Annotated in this window: 16 protein-coding genes; 4 read left to right on the top strand and 12 right to left on the bottom strand. The window is 45.6% G+C overall.

Annotated features, from left to right (window positions below; translation table 11 throughout):
- Window positions 1-8 precede the first annotated feature (8 nt).
- The 5 genes from IEY13_RS13950 to IEY13_RS13930 all read right to left on the bottom strand — a co-directional run bounded on the left by IEY13_RS13950 (window position 9) and on the right by IEY13_RS13930 (window position 8,906).
- Window positions 9-3,332, bottom strand: a complete 3,324-nt coding sequence (locus tag IEY13_RS13950; RefSeq protein ID WP_188953107.1) for a SusC/RagA family TonB-linked outer membrane protein — start codon at window positions 3,330-3,332, stop codon at window positions 9-11.
- Window positions 3,333-3,359: 27 nt separating this feature from the next.
- Window positions 3,360-5,975 (bottom strand): zinc-dependent metalloprotease, encoded by a 2,616-nt coding sequence (locus IEY13_RS13945; protein WP_229687865.1) that lies wholly within the window; start codon window positions 5,973-5,975, stop codon window positions 3,360-3,362.
- A 165-nt stretch (window positions 5,976-6,140) separates the two neighbouring features.
- On the bottom strand, window positions 6,141-7,616 hold the full coding sequence (locus tag IEY13_RS13940; protein WP_188953103.1) for a histidine kinase: 1,476 nt from the start codon (window positions 7,614-7,616) through the stop codon (window positions 6,141-6,143).
- A gap of 159 nt (window positions 7,617-7,775) precedes the next feature.
- The gene (locus IEY13_RS13935; protein WP_188953101.1) at window positions 7,776-8,021 is read right to left on the bottom strand and encodes a DUF6965 family protein; all 246 of its coding nucleotides are present in this window, start codon (window positions 8,019-8,021) and stop codon (window positions 7,776-7,778) included.
- A 24-nt stretch (window positions 8,022-8,045) separates the two neighbouring features.
- Window positions 8,046-8,906 (bottom strand): alpha/beta hydrolase, encoded by an 861-nt coding sequence (locus tag IEY13_RS13930; protein WP_188953099.1) that lies wholly within the window; start codon window positions 8,904-8,906, stop codon window positions 8,046-8,048.
- Window positions 8,907-9,158: 252 nt separating this feature from the next.
- On the opposite strand from IEY13_RS13930, the gene IEY13_RS13925 reads away from it, so the two are divergent.
- Both IEY13_RS13925 and IEY13_RS13920 read left to right on the top strand, forming a co-directional pair.
- Window positions 9,159-10,745 carry a GH39 family glycosyl hydrolase gene (locus IEY13_RS13925; RefSeq protein ID WP_188953097.1) on the top strand — a complete coding sequence of 529 codons (1,587 nt, stop codon included), beginning with the start codon at window positions 9,159-9,161 and terminating at the stop codon, window positions 10,743-10,745.
- A 58-nt stretch (window positions 10,746-10,803) separates the two neighbouring features.
- Window positions 10,804-11,922, top strand: coding sequence for a TlpA disulfide reductase family protein (locus IEY13_RS13920; protein ID WP_188953095.1), 1,119 nt, complete (start codon window positions 10,804-10,806; stop codon window positions 11,920-11,922).
- 61 nt (window positions 11,923-11,983) lie between these two features.
- Here the strand turns inward: IEY13_RS13920 and IEY13_RS13915 are convergent, their stop codons facing one another.
- The 7 genes from IEY13_RS13915 to IEY13_RS13885 all read right to left on the bottom strand — a co-directional run bounded on the left by IEY13_RS13915 (window position 11,984) and on the right by IEY13_RS13885 (window position 20,991).
- Complete coding sequence (locus tag IEY13_RS13915; protein WP_229687864.1) at window positions 11,984-13,042, bottom strand: L-dopachrome tautomerase-related protein; 1,059 nt, start codon at window positions 13,040-13,042, stop codon at window positions 11,984-11,986.
- 148 nt (window positions 13,043-13,190) lie between these two features.
- Complete coding sequence (locus tag IEY13_RS13910) at window positions 13,191-14,171, bottom strand: hypothetical protein (RefSeq protein WP_188953093.1); 981 nt, start codon at window positions 14,169-14,171, stop codon at window positions 13,191-13,193.
- A 34-nt stretch (window positions 14,172-14,205) separates the two neighbouring features.
- A complete protein-coding gene (locus IEY13_RS13905) occupies window positions 14,206-16,110 on the bottom strand; it encodes a RagB/SusD family nutrient uptake outer membrane protein (RefSeq protein ID WP_188953091.1) in 1,905 nt (634 codons plus the stop codon).
- Between the two features lie 46 nt (window positions 16,111-16,156).
- Window positions 16,157-19,330: a SusC/RagA family TonB-linked outer membrane protein gene (locus tag IEY13_RS13900; protein ID WP_188953089.1), complete on the bottom strand. Its 3,174-nt coding sequence runs from the start codon at window positions 19,328-19,330 to the stop codon at window positions 16,157-16,159.
- A gap of 372 nt (window positions 19,331-19,702) precedes the next feature.
- Window positions 19,703-20,386: a ribose 5-phosphate isomerase A gene (gene rpiA, locus IEY13_RS13895; RefSeq protein WP_188953087.1), complete on the bottom strand. Its 684-nt coding sequence runs from the start codon at window positions 20,384-20,386 to the stop codon at window positions 19,703-19,705.
- Between the two features lie 32 nt (window positions 20,387-20,418).
- A complete protein-coding gene (locus IEY13_RS13890) occupies window positions 20,419-20,709 on the bottom strand; it encodes a hypothetical protein (protein WP_188953085.1) in 291 nt (96 codons plus the stop codon).
- 66 nt (window positions 20,710-20,775) lie between these two features.
- Entirely contained in the window at window positions 20,776-20,991 is a 216-nt protein-coding gene (locus IEY13_RS13885; RefSeq protein ID WP_188953083.1) for a hypothetical protein, read from the bottom strand.
- Between the two features lie 208 nt (window positions 20,992-21,199).
- Here IEY13_RS13885 and IEY13_RS13880 point away from each other — a divergent pair, with 208 nt between their 5' ends.
- Together IEY13_RS13880 and IEY13_RS13875 are read left to right on the top strand one after the other, a co-directional pair.
- Window positions 21,200-23,605 carry an ABC transporter permease gene (locus IEY13_RS13880; protein WP_188953081.1) on the top strand — a complete coding sequence of 802 codons (2,406 nt, stop codon included), beginning with the start codon at window positions 21,200-21,202 and terminating at the stop codon, window positions 23,603-23,605.
- Window positions 23,606-23,629: 24 nt separating this feature from the next.
- Window positions 23,630-24,307 (top strand): hypothetical protein, encoded by a 678-nt coding sequence (locus IEY13_RS13875; RefSeq protein ID WP_188953079.1) that lies wholly within the window; start codon window positions 23,630-23,632, stop codon window positions 24,305-24,307.
- The last annotated feature ends 3 nt before the right edge of the window (window positions 24,308-24,310 follow it).

The raw sequence follows: 24,310 nt of genomic DNA, 5'->3' as shown, positions 1-24,310 counted from the left end.
GTTGTTAATTAAAAGGTAGCGTTTAATCCAAAAGCAATACTTCTCGAAATGGGTTGTGCGTAAATGTCACCAAAGGTTTCCGGATCAAAATAGCCATTGTAATTAGTGCCAAACACAAACGGATTTCTTGCTTCCACAGACAGCCTCAGATTGGTTGTTTTTATCTTACGGGCCACCGTAGCAGGCAGCGTATAACCTAAACGTATGCTGTTAATACGCACATAACTCATCTTTTGCGCAAACACATCCAGTTGTTTGTAGGAGTTAGCAGGATCATAGCTCTGCAGCCACAGATACGACATCCATCTGTCGCCATTGTAACTATCTCTGCCAAAAGCAGGTGGTACACCCTGGGTTGATTTGGAATAGTTTAACCCACGGTCCAGCGTGGCCGGGTTATAAGCCGGTGTGCGCAGGCGCCACTGATCCAGATTAAACAATGCAGATACCACCAGATCAAAACCGGCGTAGCGGAAGCGGTTGGTAAGGCCACCGGTAAACTTAGGATCTTTATCACCCGCATACACAAACAAAGCACGGTATTGCTCCGGTGTAAGATTGCTGGCAATGGCTTCACCCGGGAAGAAATCAGCATAGGGGTCGTACAACTTAAAGAAGTCTTCCATCGTCACCACCTTATCGCCCTGGCGGAACAACGGAATATTATTGGCATCTACACCTGCAGTGGGCACCACAAACAGTCCGTTTACAGCGTAGCCTTCTTTGGAAGGTTCATAATCACTGGCACGCACTTTTTGCCTTTCCATCCTACTTTTGTTACGCGCAATATTGAAATCGGTAGACCACTGGAATTTGCGGGTACTGATATTTCTGGTAGAAATGCTCAGTTCTAAACCTCTGTTGCTGATGCGTGCAAAGTTAGAGGTGCTATATTCAAAACCATTTTCCAGCTGCAGCGCTTCTGTACCAATCAGGTCTCTGCTCTTTCTGTTGTAATAATCTAATGTAACCTGTACCGCATTGTTGGCAAGCCCCAGTTCCATACCAGCATTAAAGGTGGTGGTCTTTTCCCATCTCAGTTTTCTGTTAGGTGGGCTTGATACTACAATAGTAGGCTCGTTGTTACCTGGTAATATGGTGGTATTGCCTGGTGCACCCACTATAAAAGGAGAAGTGTTTTTATCTATGTTACCCTGTACACCAAAGGAGCTGCGTACACGCAGGCTGGAAACCCAATCCACATCTTTCAAAAAGCTTTCGTCTTTGGCATTCCATGCACCTGATACAGAGTAAATAGGCAGGTATTTGTATTTAGGATCTACCCCAAACAAATCAGAGCCATCAAAACGTACACTACCATATAAGGTATATTTACGGTTGTAGGTGTAAGACAGGGTGGCGTATGCAGAAACAAATGCATTTTCCACAAAAGCCTTCTGATAAGCTCTATAGAGCGCACTATTGGCAAAATTAGCCGTTGGGAAAATAATATTCTGAGTAGCCAGTGTACGATCATTATATCCAAAGCCCTTGCTGAAAATATCGGTATTCTTATTTCTTCTCAGTTCCGAACCCAGTAAGGCATCTATCTCATGTTTACTGTTAAACACCTTGTTGTACTCCAGAATGTTTTTCCAGTTGTATTGAAAGAAAGAAGTGTTCTGATTTTGAATAGTGCCACCTGTTGGCATAAAGTATTCGTACTGGCGGGTAGCGGAATTATAATAACGGGTACCCTCGCGCAGCTTGCGCATAAAATACGAGTTTACACCCGCATATTTTTCAATACCAATTTCATCCAGCTGAAGGCCCAGTTCTGAACGGAATTTCAGGCCCGGCAGTATTTTATAGCCCACGGTAAACAAGCCTTTCAAGCTATTGTTTTTCAGTGCATACCGCGTATTTGACCGCTCCTCAATAATATTAAAAGGAATATATACATCATTAGTCAGGTTGTTGGTACCAAAGATATCCTGATCGTACATATAATTACCATTCGCATCCTTCACCGTAAGGTAGGGGTTTACATTACGGGAGTAACGGGAGGGGCTGGTAAAAGCATCATTTTCGGTAAGGTAGTTTTTACGGTCAGTTCTGGTAGCAAAAATGGCCATACCCACATTGAGTCTGGATGACAGGTTTACATCTGTTTTCAACGTAACGTTATAGCGCTTCATGCCGGTACCAATGGTAGCACCTTTCTCATCATAATAACCACCGGAAAAATAGTAAGCGGCCTGATCGTTACCACCGGAAATGTTGAGGCCGTATTGCTGGTTTACCACAGCCTGATACAACTCTTTACCCCAGTTGGTATTGTTGTTACGCAGTGCGTTGATAGACTGTTGGGTAGCAGCACTGAGGCCATTAAAGCCATTAGCCCTGTAGGCAGCCAGCTCGCCTGAACGGTTCAGCAGCCGGGCAATAGCCCCCTGCTGATCGCGGAAAGTAAGATTGGCATCCGCAGCCATACCCAGTTCAAAATCAACTTTCTCACTGGCGTTCATCAGGTTCAGTTTATCAAAAGCGGGGCGTTCCGTAACAAATGTGTTGGCCGTGAAGCTTACAGCCGCCGGGCCTTTTTTACCCTTTTTGGTGGTAATTACAATTACACCGTTTGAAGCGCGGGCACCGTAAATGGCGGTAGCAGCCGCATCTTTCAGCACCGTAATATCTGCAATGTCATCGGGGTTTAAACCGGCAATAGGCAGGTTTCGTAACTGATCAATATTGTCTTTATCGTAGTTCAGTGGCAGGCTGGTGCCTTCCAGCGGAATGCCGTCCAGCACCCACAGCGGATCCTGATTGGTCAACGATACGGTACCGCGTATTCTTATTTTAGGCGCTGCGTTGGGGCCACCGCTAATGCTGGTTACCGCCACACCTGCCATCTGCCCTTCCAGCATCTGGTCTATGCCCGATACACCGGTCTGGCGAATTTTATCGTACTCCACCTTTGCCGTAGCAGTGGTGTTTTTACGGCGTGAAATGCCGGTATAGCCGTTTACAATAATGGCACCCAGTGTGTTATTTTCCGGGCTTAGGCGTATGGAAAGTGCCTTTTTACCGGTAATGCTTACCAGTAAAGCCGTGTAGCCAATACTGCTCACTTTCAGGTGTGTAGTACCTGCGGGTACTTTTACCGTAAAGCGGCCTTCGGCATTGGTTACTGCGCCAATTACCGAATTCTGAATAACATCTGCACCAGCCTGCTCCCCAATGGGGTTCTGGTCAATAAATACAGAAGCACCGGGAACGGGCTTGCCGTTTTCCTCCGATAAAACCTGTCCGGTAACTGTGATCAGTTCCTGACTGAAGCCGGTGGAGAGGTCCGCCAGCGATAGAAGCAAGAATAATAGTAGTCTGCTCATTTTTGCAAGATTATGGATAGTTGTGGTTTAATGCAATTGTAAATGCTGTCTGATGCGTAAAATCAGGTCCAGATAGTGGTTCCGGGTGTCTGTATCGCCTGTATTCCGGCTTTTTTCCAGCAGTTGTAGTACCGTGTACAGCTCTCCCCTTTTGGCGGCAGCCACCCCGGAGGTGCGCGCCATAGCGGAAACATGAATGTTCCGCAGTGCGGCAGCTTCTGCCACATTACTGCCGTTTGCAGTGTTATACTGCATGCGGAAAGCACGGGGGGTAAGATCGCAAAGCGCGGGAAGATTCCGCTGGTTGCTACCCGCCTGCGCTGCGGTTATAACTGCCCCGCGCAGGTTCGTTGTTGCAGCCTCGTCTTCCGTCAGCGTTTTCTTACTTATTTTTTCCATCAGTTTATCGGCGCTTACAATCAGCGCGTCTACGTAATTCTGCTGCCCCAGCCTTTGCTCCATGGTAAGCCCCCGGCCCTGCTGTGTAGCTGCAAACAGCTGTTTACGGCATGCATTCAGCAGTTCTGAAACAGTAAATACCTTTTCCTTACCATAAGCAGCTTCCGTTTCCAGCAGGCGCAGCAGCCTTTCATCACCCAGCAGGCTGTACAGCAATCCGTATTGCTGCTCGCGCTTCATGTTGTAAGGGCCGTACTCGTAAGGGCCCAACGGTGTATCTTTTACTGCAAACGTTTTTTCCTGTATAGCTGCGTTAAACAGCCAGTCTGGCAATGTAAACAGGTACTTGGCCAGAAACTGAATGGCTTGTTGTTGTATGTTTTTAGGTACAGGCGTATAAGCCTTTTGGCCATCGCCCTGTACCGGCTGCTCCAGATAGTAACCACCAATATTGGTAATTACGTGGTCTATATAGGTATTCCATTGCCATATGGCAGCCATGTACAGCTTGCCTGCCTGGTAATAAGAATCACCTGCATCAGCGGTCCAGGCTCCAATCTGCGGCACCAGGCGTTTCAGGTTGCGCAGCCCATACTCACCCGCTTTCATAGCGTTATCACCCAGGTCTTCTGATTGCGCACGGGGGTCGATGGTATTCAGACTATTCTGCTGCTCACCATAATGATACAACGGATCACCGGCATGTGCCGCAATCCATTGCTGCTGCACTTTCAGTGCCTGCCAGGGTGTAACAGTATCGCCCAGCCAGCGGTAGCCCCAGGCAATGGCATAACGGTCGTACACGCCAATATTGGGTGTTATGGTAGTTACCTTATCTTCCGGCTGCGCTACATAATTAAAACGGGCGTAATCCATAATAGAAGGTGCTGTACCACCCATGCGCGCTGTGTAAGCGGCAGACCGGAGCGAATCGGTAGCATAAGCTGCCGAAGCGCCCATATTGTGTTTCAGCCCCAGGGTGTGGCCTATTTCGTGCGCGGCCACAAAACGAATGGCATGCCCCATCTGTTCTGCCGTAAATTCATTGCTGCGGGCACCGGTATCTATAATACCGGTTTGAATGCGCATCCAGTAATTCAAAGAGGTCATTACATTGTGCCACCATATTACATCCGACTCCAGTATTTCACCCGAACGCGGATCAACCACCGCAGGCCCCATAGCGTTGGATTTAGGAGAAGCGGCGTAGGTAACCAGCGAGTAACGCACATCATCACCATCAAAATCGGCCGTATCTGTTACCAGCCTAGCCTGTATAGCATTTTTAAAACCAGCTGCTTCAAACGCCTGCTGCCAGTCGTTAATGCCAGCCATAATATACGTACGCCACTGAACCGGCGTGGAAGGATCTATGTAAAAAATAATAGGGCGTGCAGGTTCTGTTAACTCTCCTGCCAGGTAACGCGCACGGTCTTCCGGTTTGGGTTCCAGACGCCAGCGCGTAATCAGGTCGCGGCTTTCCATCTTCTGCTGGGTATCTGAAAAATACCAGCGGGGTGTGGTAAAAAAGCCTACCCGGTTATCTGCAAAACGTGGCTGCATAGCCTGTTCCGGTAACAACAGCAGGTTGGTAGTAACGGCAACACTTACCGCAATAGTACTCTGCCCCTCGGTAACAGAAGTGCTTAATAAAGAACGCACCACCACGTTCTGCGGAAAGCTTTTAATATGTTCAATACCGGATAAAGCTGTTTTAGGGCTGGTACCCAAACCAATATCCGTAAACACATCGTTGAAACTTTTCTCCGATCCGTCAAATACTTTATTCACCTTAACTACCACGGCAGTAGAATCAGGCGAGTAAGCTTCTATTTTAAAAGACTCTATAACCGAACCGATAAAATTGTCTTTTACGGAAAGCGCAATGGCATCACTGGCAGGTGCTTCTGCTTGTGGCACAATGGTTTTTACCCATACGGCACCCGCATTTTTGTTTAAGCTAAAGCGGATAACCTTGTTACTGGTATTCATTCCTTTGTTAATACCTGCCTCGTTAATGGCCATGGGTACGGAGGAAATTTTGTTTACCAGCAGAAAGTCTTTTTCCATCAGCGAAAGCGGTATCTCAAAATAATAGTCCGCCTCCGTCTGATGTACTTTAAAAAGGCCATCTGCAGTTTTTGCCCTCTTCAGCAGGGCTGCATAACCTTTCTCTGTATTCTTTTTTGTACTATCCTTCGCCTCTTTGGGGGTTGTTTGCTGAGCGTGTATTGCTGAGAACAAAAAGCAGCTTAAAGCAGTTACAACGGGAATCAATCTCCAGATCATACCCCCAAAATCACAAAAAAATAACACAGGCAAATGGCACGGGCGATGAACTGGCGGCTTTACAGGAGTGAAAGCGCAGTTATGGGGAGTGAAATTTTCAGCAAAAAGCCTTTACGTTTGTTACCTGCTGGCCGGCAGCAGCGGCAGGTAGCAAACAAACGAGCCACCTTCCACACCGCAACGGAAATTTCCACTACCCAAATGGCTATAAGTGCTTTGCAGATAATGCAGCCCCTGCCCTCCCGAGGCTGTTACATCGTTCCGTAACTGCAGATTGTTGCTAACAATAAGATGATCATTCTTAATATGGATAGTGATGTGCAGGGGCATATCTCTGGAAACAACATTGTGCTTCACCGCATTTTCAATAAGCGTTTGTATACTCATAAAAGGGATACGGCGCGTCAGCAGTTCTTCCGGCAGTTCTTCTGCCAGCGGGGCCAATCCCTGCCCAAAACGTATTTTCAACAGAAAAAAATACTCCCTGGCAAAGTTCAGTTCTGCCGCTACGGTTGCCACCCCATCCGGATAAGCATCCAGCACATACCGGTACACCCGCGACAGTTTCATTACAAAGGCCTGCGCTGTTTCCGGTGACTGGTCTATCAATGCGTTCAGTGAACTGAGGGAGTTAAACAGAAAATGCGGGTTTACTTTCTCCTTCAATGTATTCAGCTGCAACAGCGCGTTATCTTTCTGCTGCCTTTCTGCCATCAGGCTCAGCGCCTGTTTTTCTGCCAGCAGTTCCTGCCGCGTAAGTTCGGCCTGCTGGCGCAGCATAAACTCTTTCTGCCATTTGTTCTGCGCCCAGCCAATCAATATTATTATCAGCACAGCCGTTGTTACCAGCAGCAGTAAAATGTATCGTTCTATCGCCTTTACATCTTCATCTACTGCCAGCATGGGCGTATCTACTATCAGTTTCCATTGAGCGCCTGCCAGCAGTAGCGGTGTGGAGTAGCGCACTACAGGCAACTGCAGATAAGCAGAGGTAACGGTTTCATAAGTGGTTACGCTATCGCCCAGGCGTTTTGAATCGTTGCCCGTAACGTTCTCCATTTTACGGCCAATCAGTAACTCATCGGGGTGCGAAAGATAAGTACCCTGTTCATCTGTAATAAAAGCATAGGCCCGGCCTGTAGTATCTACACTCCACAGATAATGCTGCAGTTGCTGCAGATTGATATCCAACCCTAATACCAGTGTGGAAGTATCTGCCAGCCGGTAGCGGGCTGTTGCCAGCCAATGCAGAGAATCTGCAGATCGTATAACGGCACTTTCGTATAGGCTGTCTATGCCAGCAACACATGCTATCTGTTGGCGCTGATAAGGTAGTAACGCCGCCCGCACATAACCCTTTTCCTGTTTCTGAAGCCCGTAGGCAATAGTATCCCTGCCGCTAATCAGTGCATAAAAACCATGTTTTACAGAGGGGTGATTCAGCAGCAAGGTGGCCGCAAACGGAAGGTTTTGTTGCAGTGTGGATGTATCAGGCGATTGCGTTACCACCAGCGCCGCATCATCCAGCCCCTTTACAAAACCGCGGAACTCGTTACGTATAACGGCGGCTTTTAGCTGGTATACCTTGGTAGCCATATCAGTGCTGATCTGGCTGGTGCGTTTACCAGATTGTACAGATAAAAATATTCCCGTTGCGGCAAAGCAGAGCAATATCAAAATGCCGGTGATAATGAAATATTTGGATCTGTAAATCTGCGATAACATCCGGCAAAAATAAATATTCCCGCTTTTAAGTTATGCTGCCAGGTGTTTTTCCACAGCCGCTTTAATTCTCTTCAGCATATCTACCCGCATGTTTTGTATACGGCCGGGAATACTGCCATCTGATAAGAAATGAAAACACTCGTTTATCAGCCAGGGAACGTCATTTACTTTTTCTGCTCCTGTAAGAAACAACTCTTTGGGAATTCTGTCGTGAACACTGTTGAAATACTCGTGTAACTGATTTACTTCTTCTACGGAAATGGGATTTACTGCCATAAGGGGCGCGAAAGTAAGGATTTGTTACCGGAAATCTGCCGTTAAAAACTTCAGCGCCGTTGGCAAAGCTTCCTGCCAGTACTCCCAGGTATGGGCACCGTTTTTAACGCGGTATTCATGAGGTATCTGTTGTTGCTGCATAATTATATGCAGCAGAGCACTGCCTTTAGAAAGCGGATCATCATCCCCGCAATCAATATAATACCGCACCTGCTTTTTCTGTACTTCCGGCATGTGTTCTGCCAGATACAGAATGCTGTTTTCATGCCACCACGGCGTTATACGTTCGTCCTTTTCGTGTATAGTACCCAAAGCAGTGCTATATCTGCGTTTGAACTCCACCAGCGACATGCGTTTGATATCCTCATCATTTCTGATACCGGGGCTCATAGCATAACAGGCACTGAACATATCCGGATGATGCATAGCATACAGCAAACAACCAAACCCGCCCATAGAAAGTCCGCTGATAACGCGGTTTTGTTTACCAGTTTTACAGGCATACCGCTTTTCCAAGGCCGGTATCAATTCGTGCATAAAGTAATCCTCATAGGGAGTATTGCCGTCTTTGCTGTTCAGATAATACGTAAGTCCCGCATCGGGCATTACAATAATGCAGGGCTTCATACTACCGTTGCTGATACAACTATCAGCCACCTGCTGCAAACGCCCCAACCTAAGCCAGCCTGTATGGTTATCGCCCATACCATGCAACAGGTACAATACCGGCAAGCTGTCTTTTCCGGTAACATACCCCGCAGGTTTATAGACACTTACATGCTGCGCACGATGCAGCAGATTACTGTAAAAAGTAGTGTCTGTAACGGTACTCCGCTGAGCCATAAGCCCACCGGACAGCAATAAAAACAGAAACATGAAACGCATAGTAGAACTAATATAACACAGTTTAGGCAAACGCAGCTAATACACTACAGCCGGCAGGTGCAGGTACAATACTTTTATGTTTACAAATCATTTTAGTATTTTTTTTGCCGATGCAGCAAAATATTTAGCAGTTTACTGCTGCCCTGTACGGCTGCAATTGTTATTCAACTCCTCTTTCGTACATTCAATAACACGATGCAATTGCCGTCAATGAAACCAATAACTAAACAACCTGTCCAAAAACTAACATGTATGAAAAATGCGCTCTTGGCAGCCGTAACTTTGTTTGCCAGCCCCTTATTGTTACCCGCTCAATACACAACCTCAAACAACAACTTACCAAAACGGGTAATCACTGCTGATTACAACCAGGTAAGCGGCCCGCTTCCTACAATATTTAATGAATGTGTGGGTGCCGGGCGCGCCAATGAGGGGCTACGTGCCGACTGGCAGCAGCAGCTGGCGTACGTTAAAAAAGAATGCGGCTTCCGGTATATACGTATGCACGGACTACTTACCGATGATATGGCTGTGTACAAGGAAGATAAAAACGGTAAACCGGAATACAACTTTATGTACATAGATGCCTTGTTTGATTACCTGCTAAGCATAGGCATAAAACCTTTTGTAGAACTGGGCTTTATGCCCAATGCACTCGCCAGCGGCAGTAAAACCATTTTCTGGTGGCGGGGCAATGTTACCCCACCACGCAGTTATGAGAAATGGGGTGCTTTAATAGAAAAGCTTACACAGCACGTAACAGAACGCTACGGTGCAGAAGAAGTAAAAACCTGGTATTTTGAAGTATGGAATGAGCCCAACCTGGATGGCTTCTGGGCGGGTAGTCAGGATGATTATTTCCGGCTGTATGCGCACAGCGCCAGAGCCGTTAAAAAAGTGAATGCAGCCTACCGCGTAGGTGGACCCGCCACAGCAGGCGCTGCGTGGGAGCCGGAACTGATTGCCTATTGCCATAAAAACAAAGTACCTATCGATTTTATATCCACCCATACCTATGGTGTAAAGCAGGGCTATCTGGATGAGTTTGGCAATACCGGCACAGTACTATCTTCAGACACTGCAAGCATCAGTGGGGATGTATGGCAATCGCGCAAAGAAATTGCTGCTTCTCCAATGCCCCGTCTGGAACTGCATTATACCGAATGGAGTTCTTCCTACACTCCTGCCGATCCGCTGCACGACAGCTATCATGAGGCCACTTTTGTATTGCAGAAATTAAAACAATCGGGCACTGCTGCCAATTCTATGTCGTACTGGGTATTTACAGACATCTTTGAAGAGCCGGGCCCACGCTATACACCATTTCACGGCGGCTTTGGTATGCTAACAATACAGGGCATTAACAAACCTGTATTTTATGCCTATCAGTTTATGAACAGGCTGGGCAAACAGCAACTGGTGAATAAAGATCCTTCTTCATGGGTATGTAAAGATCAGCAGGGAAACCTGCAGGCCCTGGTTTGGGATTATACCTATACGCAAACAGACGTTGAAGTAAACAATCAGTCGTTGTATATCCGCGACCTGCCTGCCAAAACAAAGGGCAAGCTGAACATCAATATTGCCAATGTACCCGAGGGAAAATATGCACTGGAATTGTACAAAGTAGGCTACCGCGCCAACGATGCCTATACTACTTATCTGGATATGGGCAAACCGGCCGGGCTATCTAAAGAACAGGTGGCACAGATTAAAAACATTAATAACGGCAAGGCATTTCATAAAGAAATAGTCACAGTTAAAAACAAAGAAGCCTTTGTGAAAGAGCTGGACATTCGCGCCAATGATGTATTCCTGCTTCAACTGAACAAATTATAGTAACATATCACTATCTTAAACACCCCAAAACAAATATCTGGCGTAAATACAACATGTAATGAGAAGTAAATTACTCACCTCAACCCTCGTCATTAGCTCATTGTTTTTCAACAATTCTTCCGTTTTTGCGCAAAAAGCGAAAAAAGGCTTTGTTATTAACGGACACATATCCGGAAGCGAAAAAGGAACTAAGATTTACCTGACAACCATTAAAGAACAGACATTTCTGGACTCCTGCATTACAGATAACGGGCACTTTACTTTCAGGGGTTATGTAAGCAGGCCCACCTCCTGCAGAATAGAATGCGGCAATGAAGATGCTGTTATTGAACTGGAAAACACCACTTTTCAATTTACAGCACCTTTAAAACGGATGCAGTATCATGCAGTGATAACGGGCGGTAAAGAACAAGACCTGTCTAATCAGCTGCGCGCCCTGCAACGCCCGCAGGATTCACTGGCACTATTGTTTCTGGATAGTATTAACAACAAGCTATATAAAGATAAAGAAGACAAAAAGAGGTTAAACAACGCCTACTACGCCGCAGGCGATTCTGCCCAGAACATTTATGTTGATTTTGGGAAAAGACACCCCAATTCGTATTTAGGATTAGACATCTTATATCGTAACCGGATAAGTATTGGAAAAGACACGATAAGAATGCTTTTAGCAGAAGTAAACAAGCCGCTTACAGGCAGTGCAGAGGCTATAGGCCTCCACGCTTTTGCTTACGGAAACTTAGCAGAGAAAGGGCAGCCTTTTATAGATTTTAAAGCAAGAACACTGGAAGGGGAAGTTTTTACCTTGTCTGGCCTCAAAGGCAGGTATATACTGCTTAACTTCTGGAATCCGGGATGCGCTCCGTGCCTGTGGGAGTTTAAAGAAATTAACAAACATTACAACCGTTTAAAAGATAAACTTACCATTGTAAGCTTTAATATCAGCCCTAATAAAGACTATTGGGCTGCAACCAGCAAAAAAGCAAATATTCAGTGGACCAACGTTTCAGACCTGGAAGGTGATAACGGGAAAATCAAAACCCAATACAATGTTCAGGGAATACCTACTTCCTACCTGATTAACAAAGAGGGAATTATAGTGGAAACCTTCCTGGCGTTTAACGAGGATACTTTTATCAAAAGAATAGAAGAAATAACCAATCAAACGGCATTATAAAATGCTGTTAGTACCCGGAAAGGCTAACGTTACGGTTATCCTTTCCGGGTATCATCTTCTTCTAGTGTGTGTACACTCCCATTGGCAGCTTTATCTTATATACAGGATAAGTAAGCGCTTCTGCCCCATTCTTAGCCTCGTGTATTCTTGAATTGGTAAAATACAAATAGTAACCATCAATACTAAAGCTATCGGCCCAACCCACATTCACATCTTCTATCAGCGTTTTCATTTCTCCCTTTGGCGTGCGGTAAACAATGGCATGTTTTTCCAGATCGGCCATATACAGATATCCCCTGAAATCGAAAATCATTCCATCCGGCGCAGGTGTGGTAGCCACCGTACGTACCGATCCTGCCACATCATCATCGGTACCATTACGCAAAGCAGCGGTAGATACAGAATACAGGGTATGCCCGGTAAGCGCATGATAATACAGGCGTTCCGTTTTAGGGTCAAAAGCAATACCATCTGCATGTACGGGTTTTGTACCCCATTTAACACCATCAATCATTAAATGATCGGCTTCTGCTGTGGTGGAAGCGTGCCCGTTCAGTGAACGGTAGCTGTTACGCTTTTTCAGGTCGTATACAATAAGCCCCGGTTCATTGGAATCTGTTATATAAATGGCCTTGCTCTTTTCATCCACATACAGGTCGTTGGTGTAAGAGTTGGGTTTGTAGCTGGCTTCTGAAAGCACCAGTATATCCGACAGTTTGTTTGTTCTCAGATCAAACACAAATATGCGCGGTGAATTTACCACGCCCCCCCATAAAGGATTGCGGGTATCCAGTACATATAATTTACCGGCCGATTCCAATACCGACTGCACGGCCACAAATACAGAATCACCCACAGGCTGCCCGGGTTTCCAGCTGTTCCATGCAGAATCCGGGTACGGGCGCGCTGCACCACCGGACTTTACTTCCATTACAGAGTTCTCCACAGAATTTCTCCAGCGGGGAAAGTTCACAAATATCCTACCCCTGTCGCCCACCGTAATACCGGTAACCTGCTGTCCTTTAAATTCGGCTACCAATTCTAATTGTTTGGGTAATTGCGCCTGTGTTACAGCTACTCCTGCCAGCAATGCCACGGCATTCATCAAGATACTTTTCATGTTGCTAAGGTCTAAGGTTTCATCAGACAGCGCAAATGTACCCCGTTAAACGCAGTGTTTTTATCGCCGTTTGCTATAAAATACCTAAAAAAACAACGGCCTCACCAGATACTGATAAGGCCGCCGCCCTCATAAACCACAAACAAATTTATAGCTGCGTGCGCCAGGAAAGGTTTACATACACCTTTCCTGCGGCATCTTTCTTAGCCACATTGAAAAGAATGACACCATATTTACCCTCGGGCGTTTTAAAGAATACAAACTTGCCGGTGAATACGTTGTTACGGTCACCTTCCGCCCGTTTATCATACCCTGTTCTGATTACAGAAGAAAAGGTCTTTTTCTTTGCTTCATCGCCAATTTTGGTAGAAGTATTAAAATTCACTCTCAGCTTTTCTTCACTCCCATCTTCCGGGATAGAAAACACAGTACCTCTTTTTGCCCATTTACTAAAATCGTACAGCGGATTAGGATTAGGTTGCGCAGCTGTAGAATATACAATCAGCGGATAATACGTAACGGTAGAGTCTGCTCCGTTAAACTTCACCACTGTATCTTTCCGGCTTACATGAACACCCATATCAATACTTTCCGATTTTGCTGCTGCGTCTGCATAGTTATAAGATATACCGTTGCTCAGTGAAATAAAAGACAATTGCTTGCCGGCAGTGTCTGCTGCGTACATAAACCGGTTGGTAAAATAAGTAAACGCTGTTTTTACCTTTATCTGAATGTTTTTGTATCCATCACCCAGGTATACAGATGCCCTGTTTACCGCCCATATGCGGTAAGTGGTAATGCCCGCACCCATATCTTTTGCATATAACTTATAGGTGCCCGTAGCTTTACGCGTTGCAGAAATGTTGGTAACGTTGCCTCCCGAACTTCCGGTTTTAAACAAAGCCACTCCGTAAATATCCTCACTGGGGCAGGCGATGGTGTAGTTAACCGTAACAGAATCAGTATCGTCAATTTCAATGATCCCATCGGCATCCGGTGTTTTATCCGTTTCCAGGTCCAGTGTAACATCAAACATATTAAATATGTTGGGTGCCTCTTTTGAGCAGGAACTCAGCAGCAGGGTTAACCCTGCTGCTACTGCCAGCGATTTTATAGTAAGTAATTTCATTACATTTTTCATTTAAGTAGAATAAACAGATACCTTAATCCAGCGGATCAAAAGTGCCACCCTCCCATCCAATGGTTTGCTCCAGCAAAGAGCTTGATTGCAGAAACAGGTTATTAAATCCGAAGAAATAATAGTGCTCCGGCATACCCATGCCGGCTACGCCACTGGGAATATTGGTTCCGTCGTAAGCCATAAAAAACTTATCTACCGAAGCCGGGTTGTTCATATTAATGGTATCACGGTTCATTTTAGAACCATCAGATTTCATAGGTGCTACCAGAAAGTCTTTGGTACCCAAACTATCAGTTACACCAGGCCCCACCCAGAATTTTCTGTTGGTAAGTTTGGGGCCTGCTTTGTAATAATACAAGGCGCCGTTTAACAGGTGCATACGTCTGGTACGGCGCAGATCATCGTTCCGCTTTCCTTCAAAGGCAAACTCCACCATTCTTTCATTAATAATCAAATCGCGCATTTCATCCTTATTGGTAGCCAGCGCAAGGCCATAATCGTAACTTCCCTGTTCTATACCTGCCCGCTGCCTTATCAGCTTCACCATTTTTTTAGCAGTAGCTATATCTCCTGTTTCATTAGCTGTTTCTGCATAGTTCAATATTACTTCTGCAAAACGCAATTCAATCCAGTCCATACCACTACCACCCACATCGCCGTATTTTACGCTTCCCATTGGCAGGTTAGGCGCACTGAATCTTTTGCAATACAGGGCAGATTTATCATCACCACCACCCTCATAATTCCATTGCCTTCTGCCGTTTTTACCACTCAGTACCCAGTTGGCTCCGTTAAAGCCAATAGTAGCATCAAAACGGGGGTCGCGGTTCATCCAGAAATGCACTTCATCATATTTATAGGCCGATGTAACGCTACCAGCAGCAGTAACAGGCACACCATCCTTCATGGTATAAGCGCCCACCATTCTTACGCTGGGTTTATAGCAGTCATCCGCACTACCACCTTCAGAACCAGGTCTTATTCTGCCCTCCACGTTATGGCCTCTTTTATTGGCAGTGGTATTGTAAGAGCGCAGTATCATGGCTTCTTTGTTACCAATACCTTCTGTTTGAAAAATAGTCGCATAATCGGCCTGTAACGCATGGCCGCTTGCCACCGCTATTTCATAAGCCTGCTTTGCCGCTTCATTCGCCTGCTGCCAGCGGCTGGCATCGTACGGGTGCTTAGGATCGTTTACCGGATTAAACTGCGGGCTGGCCCATAACAGCAGCGCTCTTGATTTTAAAGCAGCCGCAGATGCTTTGGTTAACCTGCCTACAGGATCTGTATAGGCTACACCATCCAGATATTCCATAGCCGTATTTAAATCAGCCACTATTACCTGAAACATATCTTTTGCTTTAGAGCGGCGCACCAGCTCTACATTCTGCGGACTCACCGTTTTAGTTATCAGCGGCACCCCACCATAGTATTTGGTAAGGCTCAGATACACCATAGCACGCAGGGCATAAAACTGCCCCATAAACTCGCGTATTTTAGCCTGGGAAAGTCCTTTGCTGTTGGGCAGATTATCCAGCGCCGCATTACACTTGGCAATATCAAAATACCGGTTATCGCCAATATTGTTGCCCTGGTATTTTACCGCTATGTATTTAAAGTTGTCGCCTATTAAACTACCTTTTGAATTAAACGTTTTTTGCGGCAGTTCCTGGGTAGAACCGTAAGCATTTTCGTCCGAAGTCCAGTTGATAGCATTATTATTAACGGTATTCTGATAAGGAAACTCCGGCATAATTACCTGATAGGTTTCATTCAGAAAGTACTGCACCGAACCTTCTGCATCCCATATACGGGAATCCACCCCATCGTGGTCTACCACCTGCAGAAAGTCGGATGTTTTTTTGCAGCTTACCGGAAAAACCAGCAGCCCCAGAGCCAGTAATTGTATAGAAAAGCGCAGTTTCATCGTAATCTTTTTTAGAATCAATTCATATGGTTTTCAACAAGCCCTGTTATAAGTTCAGATTCAGGCCTACAGAAAGGGTTCTTAATGTAGGGTAATCGTAGATATAACTGGAGTAAGGATCTTTGTAAGGCAATGGATTTTTAATCACCCACAGGTTATTACCGGTAAGCACTAAACGGGCACCGCTCAATCCTGCTTTCTTTGTTACTTTCTCCGGCAGCTGATAACTTAAAGTCATATCATTAATGCGGATCATAGTACCATCCACTGCCCAGAAATCAGACTCTACATCCAGGCTCGGATCGTCACCTCTCGGAAATCTTCCGTTCGGGTTATCGGGTGTCCACTGGTTCTTCCACATAGTACTTACATTGGTGTAAGCCGTAGGCTGCTCTTTTCTGATGCGGCCATCATAAAATTCCTTACCACCAAACTTCGCTGCTATGTTCACGTTCAGGGCAAATGATTTATGCGATACCGAAACCTGTCCGTTGGTAGCTACCTTAGGGTCTGTTCTCTTAAACATCACCGTTTTATCTGCTGCCGTAATGGCCCCATCGCCATTTACATCTTTATAGTACAACCATCCTGGTTGTGGTATTCTGGTATAGATGGTATAACCAGGATTTTTTGCCAGGTAGGCATCTACTTCCTGCTGTGTTCTGAACATGCCTTCGCTGATTAAACCAAAGTTGCCACCGTTGTACGTAAGCGGGTCGGTACCCAGCTGGTACTGCCAGTCATCCGGATAGTTAATCCACAGGTTGTTAGAGTTAATAAACATTTTGGTAATGCGGGAGTTGCCAAAGCCAAAGTTTACGCTGGCTCTCAGGTTCCAGTCGTTCCGGAATGGCTGATTGTACGAGATAGTATATTCAGAACCCCAGTTATACCGCTGCATGTAGTTAACCACCGGCGCCGTAAACCCTGCATACATCGGAAAGTTTTTATCATTCCCTTTGTCAAACATATCATATCCATAGTTCTGGAAAAACTCCACACCCAGGTTCAGCCGGTTATCCAGCAAGCCCAGTTCAAAGCCCAGGTTTACGGTTCTTTTTCTTTCCCAGGTAATATCGGGGTTAGGAATAATCTGCTGCTGTAAACCCGCTACCAGATCGGGGCCACTCCAGAGGTAAGACTGGTTGTTTACTTTAAAACGCTCCTGCCACAGTCTGGCATCAATACGGTCATCTCCCGTTAAACCTATGCTCGATCTTATTTTAAAATAATCTACAAAACGTACATTGTTACGGAAGAAAGGTTCATCGCTCACTATCCAGCCCAAACCAATGGTAGGCGCCACACCCCATATTTTGCCTTTTGCAAAGTTGGAAGAGGCATCAAAACGGGTTATACCTGTTATGGAATACTTACCTCTGAAGCTATAGCTGAAATTGGTTAAAAAAGAACGTTTGTACGATTCGCCCAGTTTGGCAGATGGCGGGTTAGCTGTGCCAAAAGCCCAGGGTTCATCATACCCCAGCATGTTCTGCGTTTGCCATTCCTGGCTTTGCGAAGAGGTGTTGGAAGCTGCCTGCTCACCGGTAGCCATTACAGAAAAGCGATGTTCGGCAATGCTTTTCTGATACTGCAGGGTAGCAAAGATTCTGTAACCGCTACTTTGCGATTGACTGCGGCCCAGTCTTGCGTTGGCGGCGCCATTAATAGCAACCGTATCTCTGATAGTGCCCTTATACAGCACATAGTTAGCCATATCAAACCTTACCAGATCGTAACCGGGTCTGAAATTGGCTCCGGTAGAATTACCGCCGGTTTGCGCAGCTTGTACTCTAAAGGTTAACCCCTTCAGCCATCCTGCTTCGGGCTGATAAATCAGAGCAGCGTTAATGCCATAGGCACGGCCACTCTCATTGTCATAAAAGCCCGAAGCAACCATGGCGCCGGGGTGCATATTTTCATATTTATCTTTACCAGTCATCGGGTTTACATAAGCACCGCTGATGGTGTAAGGAACCCAGCGTGGCATCTGATATACCAGATCTAAAAACTCCTGATCGTTGGCATTTTTAGGGTTCTTGCTTTTCTTAACGTTATTATCCACGTTAAAATTCAGCTCTGTTCTGAACCCCTTACCTATTTTAGCAGAAAGGTTGCTGCGCAGCGTATACCGGTCGTTACGGATATTAGCATAGTTACCATTCTGGTTCTGGTAGCCGCCCCCGATAGCAAACGTTACTTTATCAGATCCGCCGGAAATATTCAGGCTGTGGCGCTGGGTTAAAGAAGACTGCCACAGTTCATCTATCCAGGGTTTGTAATGAATGCTCTTCAGCGCATTCATCGCCGAATCTGAAAACACCACATTATCATCATTTTCCTGCTTATAAGTATATCTGTTGGCCTGGTTTACTGCCACAGCCAGGTCATAGGCCGACAACATTTCCGGCATACGCGTGGCCTGGTTTACACCCGCAAAACCACTATAGGAGAATTTAGTAGGGCCTGACTTTCCTCTTTTGGTGGAAATAAGGATTACCCCTTTTGCACCTGATGCGCCATACATGGCTGCAGCGGCATCTTTCAGAATGGTCAGTTCTTCTATCATAGTGGGGTCCAGTGCATCAAATACCGACTTTTCTACAATAATGTTGTCAATTACATACAATGGCTCGGTAGTGGCGCTGTAGCTGCCTGCCGCACCGGATATGGCAGAATTACGTATGTTCAGGGAGATAGACGAACCTGGTCTGCCAGAGGTAGTATTTACACTTACCCCCACAATACGGCCCCGCAAAGCACCGGCAATATTGGGTGCAGGTATATCCTGTATTTCCTCGCCTTTAATTTGTGCTGTGGCAAACGGGTTATCTCTTTTACGCGTTCCCTGGTTGTAACCTACCACAATAACATCGTTAAGGTTGGCGCCCGCCGGGTGCATAACAATATCCACTATCTTTTTACCCTCCAGTTTTATATCCTGGTTCAGCATACCAACGTGCGATACAACCAGCGCAGTTACACCCGCCGGCACATCCATTCTGAACGAGCCATCGGTTAGCGTCATGGTTCTTACTTTAGAACCCTTTGCCTCTACCACTGCATTTTCCAGTGGTGTGCCTTTTTCATCTTTAATAGTACCTGTAATAGTTCCGGAAGCAGTACCGGCGGAAGCAGATTCCTTTTTTTCCTGCGAAAGGGAAAGGGCAGGCATGGCCATAAAACAGCCAATAACCCATGCAAGCAGTATTGGTTTCATATTGCAAACTAATTTAGAGACCCGTTAGATAATCTGCTGCTAAATTAGGGGTGATGCCATCCGCCCAACAATGACACATTCGCTTATAATGATGGATTATTTTATTATTTTTAAAATACTTTTAACTTTTAAAAACCTTACCCACAAAGGATTACACCAAACACAAAAAGCAGTAGGCGTACCAATACACCCACTGCTTATATTTACGTGTTTGCCTATAAAAGCCGGTAGTTAATAAGTTATCCTTATCAGATAACAGCCACAAGGTAAATTTGAAAACTTTCTGTTTTTTCACCGTTTGTTGTGTTTTTTTCACGGTGCCAGCTGCGTTCATACTATGAGGCCATGTACGCTCCCCCGCGGAAAAAACACTCAGGAACGTGGTGCAAATAGAATATCAGTACCAGAATAACCGGCAACAATGGCTTTGGAAGCCATGCGGTAAAACAGCGAATGCTCCAGTACACCTGGCAGCATTTTCAGCAGATTCAGTTCCTGCAAATAGGGCAATGTATTAAAACGTACTTCTACCAGATAATTGTTTCTGTGTGTAGTAACGGGCTGCTGCAGCTCTTCCCTAAAACCCACTGCCGCACCGGGAAATTGTTTTTGAATAACAGCCATCACCTTACGTGCAGCTTCAGGAATTACCTCTAACACAAGCGGATAATCAGGTGTAAGTACAGGCATCAGCTTACCGGCATCTGCCAGCAGTATAAAATCATCAGCCATAGCAGCCAGCATTTTTTCATCGGTATGTATTCCGCCACCACTCTTCCAGGCGTTTAACTGATGATCCAGCTGGTCGCAACTGTCAAAGTATACATCTACACGCTCATACTCCCGGGCATTGCCCATGGTAAGCTGCTTTTGTAATAATAAGTCTGTAGTAACGGAGGAGGCAGATAAAAAAGTAAGTGAATGGGCCAGCTCCTGCTGCTCTTCAATAATCTCTATCAGATAAGCAATAGTTTTACCTGCACCCAGGCCCACTGTCATTCCTTTCTCCAGCCACTCCACAGCGGCCACTGCCGCTACCTTTTTTAAGTCTTTCATGGGTAATACACTAATACCCCAAAGATAAAACACTAATTATCAAACAACAGCAGACAAAACAACGATAGCTGAATAATATTGGGACTAAACCCTACAGGCCGTCCTGTATCGGTTCGTATAGCCTGTTTGTTCACCCCTTTTACAAACCTGGCCTCCACACCAAAGCCGCTTGTATGCCGGTACCCCAACCCTCCGGTTAGTGCAAACTCAATTTCCGAAGCATTTAAAGGAATGCCTACGTTTTCTACAGACTGAGATATTTTCAGATTTACCTGTGGCCCCGCGTTAACAAACAAGCCAGAAGCATGCTTATACCTCAACATTACCGGAAAAGTCATGTAGCTAAACTGCGCATGCAGCTTTACAGCCCCCACCCGCAAATCGGCCACCTACTTAGAATACAGAATATCCAGCTGTATGCCCAGGTGGCGGTTGATGCCGAAATAAGTCATAGTACCATAATGATTTCCCAGGTTTGACTGATACCCGTTAACACCATCTGTAAACCGGCTTATGTTAGCACCACCTCTAAACCCAAATCCAAAGTATTGGGCACAAAGCGTATTGCCATACAGCAACAGCAGCAACAAGATTATTTTTTGCATAAAAAGCCCCCCGGGGCAAAAAAACAGTTTGCCATGTAACAGTAAAAACAAATAAGACAAAACAGCCGCAGCAATAAATAAAACACCCGGCATAACAGATAAATCTATTACATAAACAGAACAGCAACTGTACGTTTACGTACAGTTAAGGCCATCAATAAGCCCCTAACCTATCTGTTTTCAACCTGTTAAACAACTGGCACCGCTATTGAGCTTATTTTCACTACAATTACATACCATGCTGGCTAACTACTTTAAAATTGCCTGGCGTAACCTGCTTAACCATCGCCTGTTTACCCTGCTTAATATAGCAGGCCTTTCTGTGGGGCTTTCGGCTGCTTTGCTTATATGGTTATGGGCGGCAGATGAGTGGGGTATGGATAAATACAATGCTAATGATGCACAGTTGTACCAGGTAATGCAAAACCTGCCGGGTGCAAACGATATAGAAACTACCCCCAATACGCCCGGCCTGCTGGGCAACGCACTGGCTACAGAGTTTCCTGAAATAGAACGCGCTGCCACCGTGGTACCCGCTTCGTGGTTTTCCTCTCCGGGTGTTATCACTATCAACGGCAGTAACCTGAAAGCAAAAGGGCAGTTTGTAAGTAAAGACTTTTTTTCGCTGTTTACCTGTCCGGTAATACAGGGTAATATTCAACAGTTTGTTGGTAACAAACAGGCAATAGCCCTGTCGGACGAGCTGGCAGCTAAACTTTTTAAAAACAGTAATCCGCTGGGCAAAACCATTGAATGGACTCAGGATGATTTTCAGGGCAACTATGTAATCACCGCCATATTCCGTAAAAACCCGGCCCATGCCACTGAACGTTTTGATATACTGTTCAACTACGACCTGTTTGTGCAAAACAGACCAGGTATATTGAAATGGGGTAACAGCGATCCCTGTACCTATATTCTGTTAAAAGAAAATACAGATGTTGCGGCACTCGATAAAAAGCTCACGCATTTTCTGGCAGCTAAATCAGGTCCCAATTCAGGCACCTTATTTCTACGTAAGTTTTCATCCGGCTACCTCTATGGCCATTACAGTAACGGGCAACAAACAGGCGGCAGAATAGCCTATGTAAAGCTATTCTCCGGCATTGCTATTTTTATATTGTTAATAGCCTGTATCAACTTTATGAATCTATCTACGGCCAAAGCCACCAGCCGGGCCAGAGAAGTAGGTGTTCAAAAAGCACTGGGCGCATCCCGTACCAGGCTGATGCTGCAATACCTTGCTGAATCGGTACTAGCCAGTATGGCTGCACTGGCAGTGGCGCTTGTACTGGTAGCCTTGTTTTTACCCGTGTTCAATAATATCACAGGTAAAACACTGGCCCTTCAACCCTATCCCGGCCTGTTATCAGTTATTGTACTTATCACGCTGCTTACAGGTCTCCTGGCCGGCAGTTACCCGGCCGTGTATATATCAGGGTTCCGCTCTGCCGCAGTATTAAAAGGGGCGTTATCCACCTCTGCCTCAGAACTGAACATCAGAAAAGCATTGGTTGTATTTCAATTTACCCTTTCTGTTGGCTTTATAGTAGCCGTGCTGGTTATATACCGCCAGCTGGATTATATACAATCTAAAAATCTGGGGTATAACCGGGCTCATATCATACATTTTGAAATTCCGCTTACAGAAGATGCTGCTATACTCAGCCGGGCACAACAATTTATAAGCGAACTGGGCACGGTAGCCGGTGTAACACAGGCATCCAGCTATTACCACAACCTTACCGGCGATCATGGTGGCATAGGCGGGCTGGAATGGCCCGGAAAAGCACCCGCACAAGATATATCTTTTGCCAACCTGGAAGTGGGTGAAGGCTTTTTACAAACCATGGGCATACGGCTAAAAGAGGGCCGGTACTTCTCTACCGGTAAACAGGCAGAATCTGAAATTATTTTAAACGAATCTGCCATTCAACGCATGGGCCTTGTAAACCCGCTGGGCAAAACCATTTCTTTCTGGAACCGCCATAAACAGATTATCGGTATTGCAGAAGATTTTCATTTTGAATCGCTTTACCAAAAGGTAGCTCCCTGCTTTTTTCAGCAATATCCTGTACTACCTAACATTATGGTTAAAATACAACCCGGCAGCGATAAACAGGTACTGGCACAGATAAAACAGTTATACGAACGATTTGCACCCGGCCTCGCCTTCGACTACCGGTATCTTGATGAAGAGTATCAGGCATTGTATGCTTCGGAAAAACGGGTATCGGTACTGGCGCGCTATTTTGCAGTATTGGCGGTGTTTATTTCCTGCCTGGGCCTGGCAGGGCTTACTGCTTTTACCGCGCAAAAGCGCCGGAAAGAAATTGGTGTAAGAAAAGTAGTGGGCGCTTCCGTTACCAACGTAGTATATCTGCTTTCCAAAGATTTTCTGCGTCTGGTGTTTATAGCAGCCTGTATAGCCTTTCCCGTTTCTGCCTGGCTTATGAACAGCTGGTTAAACAGTTTCGCCTATCGCATCACCATTCAGCCGGATATCTTTTTGTTTACCGGCCTGGCAGTAATGCTGATAGCCCTGCTAACCACCAGCTTTCAATCGTTAAAAGCAGCCATGGTTAATCCGGTGCAGACTTTAAGAAATCAATAAACGGTTATTTCTATCTTTACCGGCATGAAATCAACCCTTTTTATTCTGATTCCCTTTTTTATTATCAGCTGTAATAACAGCTCTGCCGATGCCGTCCATCAGAAAACCCCGGATTCAGCAACAGCAATTGCGGGTAAGCCTGGTTCATCTGCCGAAACAACTGTAGAAACCATTATTACCGACTTCAACAATGATGGCGTAAAAGATTCCCTTGCGCTGCAATCACCTCCTGTAGCGGGAGATCCGGGGCAGTTTTCCCGCATACGGCTTCGCATTTCCGGTTTGCCGGAACAGTCTTTTACCTGCGCGGATGTATGGGATTATATTGATTCCTCTTTTACTCAGCCCAATGCTGTTGCCTCAAAACGGATTTATGCTTATAAACACCATCAATATACTTACCTGCTACTATTCGGCTTTCTTTACGGAAGCGGCAGGGACAACTTTGATATCATCAGAATTGGTAACGGACAAATAAAAAAGATTTTCTCTCAGGCTATTCAGGAAGCTATAGCACTTCAACCTATGGGAAGTGACGGGAAATTATGCTTCATTGGTCGCCCGATAGCAGAAACAGACCAGGACACGCCTGATAGCACATCAGGAGCAACCAGCACCCAATCATCGTACATTGTTTACGAGCTATCTGATACCAGTAAAATAGATATTCTTTTAACAACAGCATACAATCTGAGCCACTAACGC

The organism is Filimonas zeae (assembly GCF_014641615.1).
GTDB lineage: Bacteria > Bacteroidota > Bacteroidia > Chitinophagales > Chitinophagaceae > Filimonas > Filimonas zeae.
This window is presented reverse-complemented; position numbering and strand designations above follow the sequence as displayed.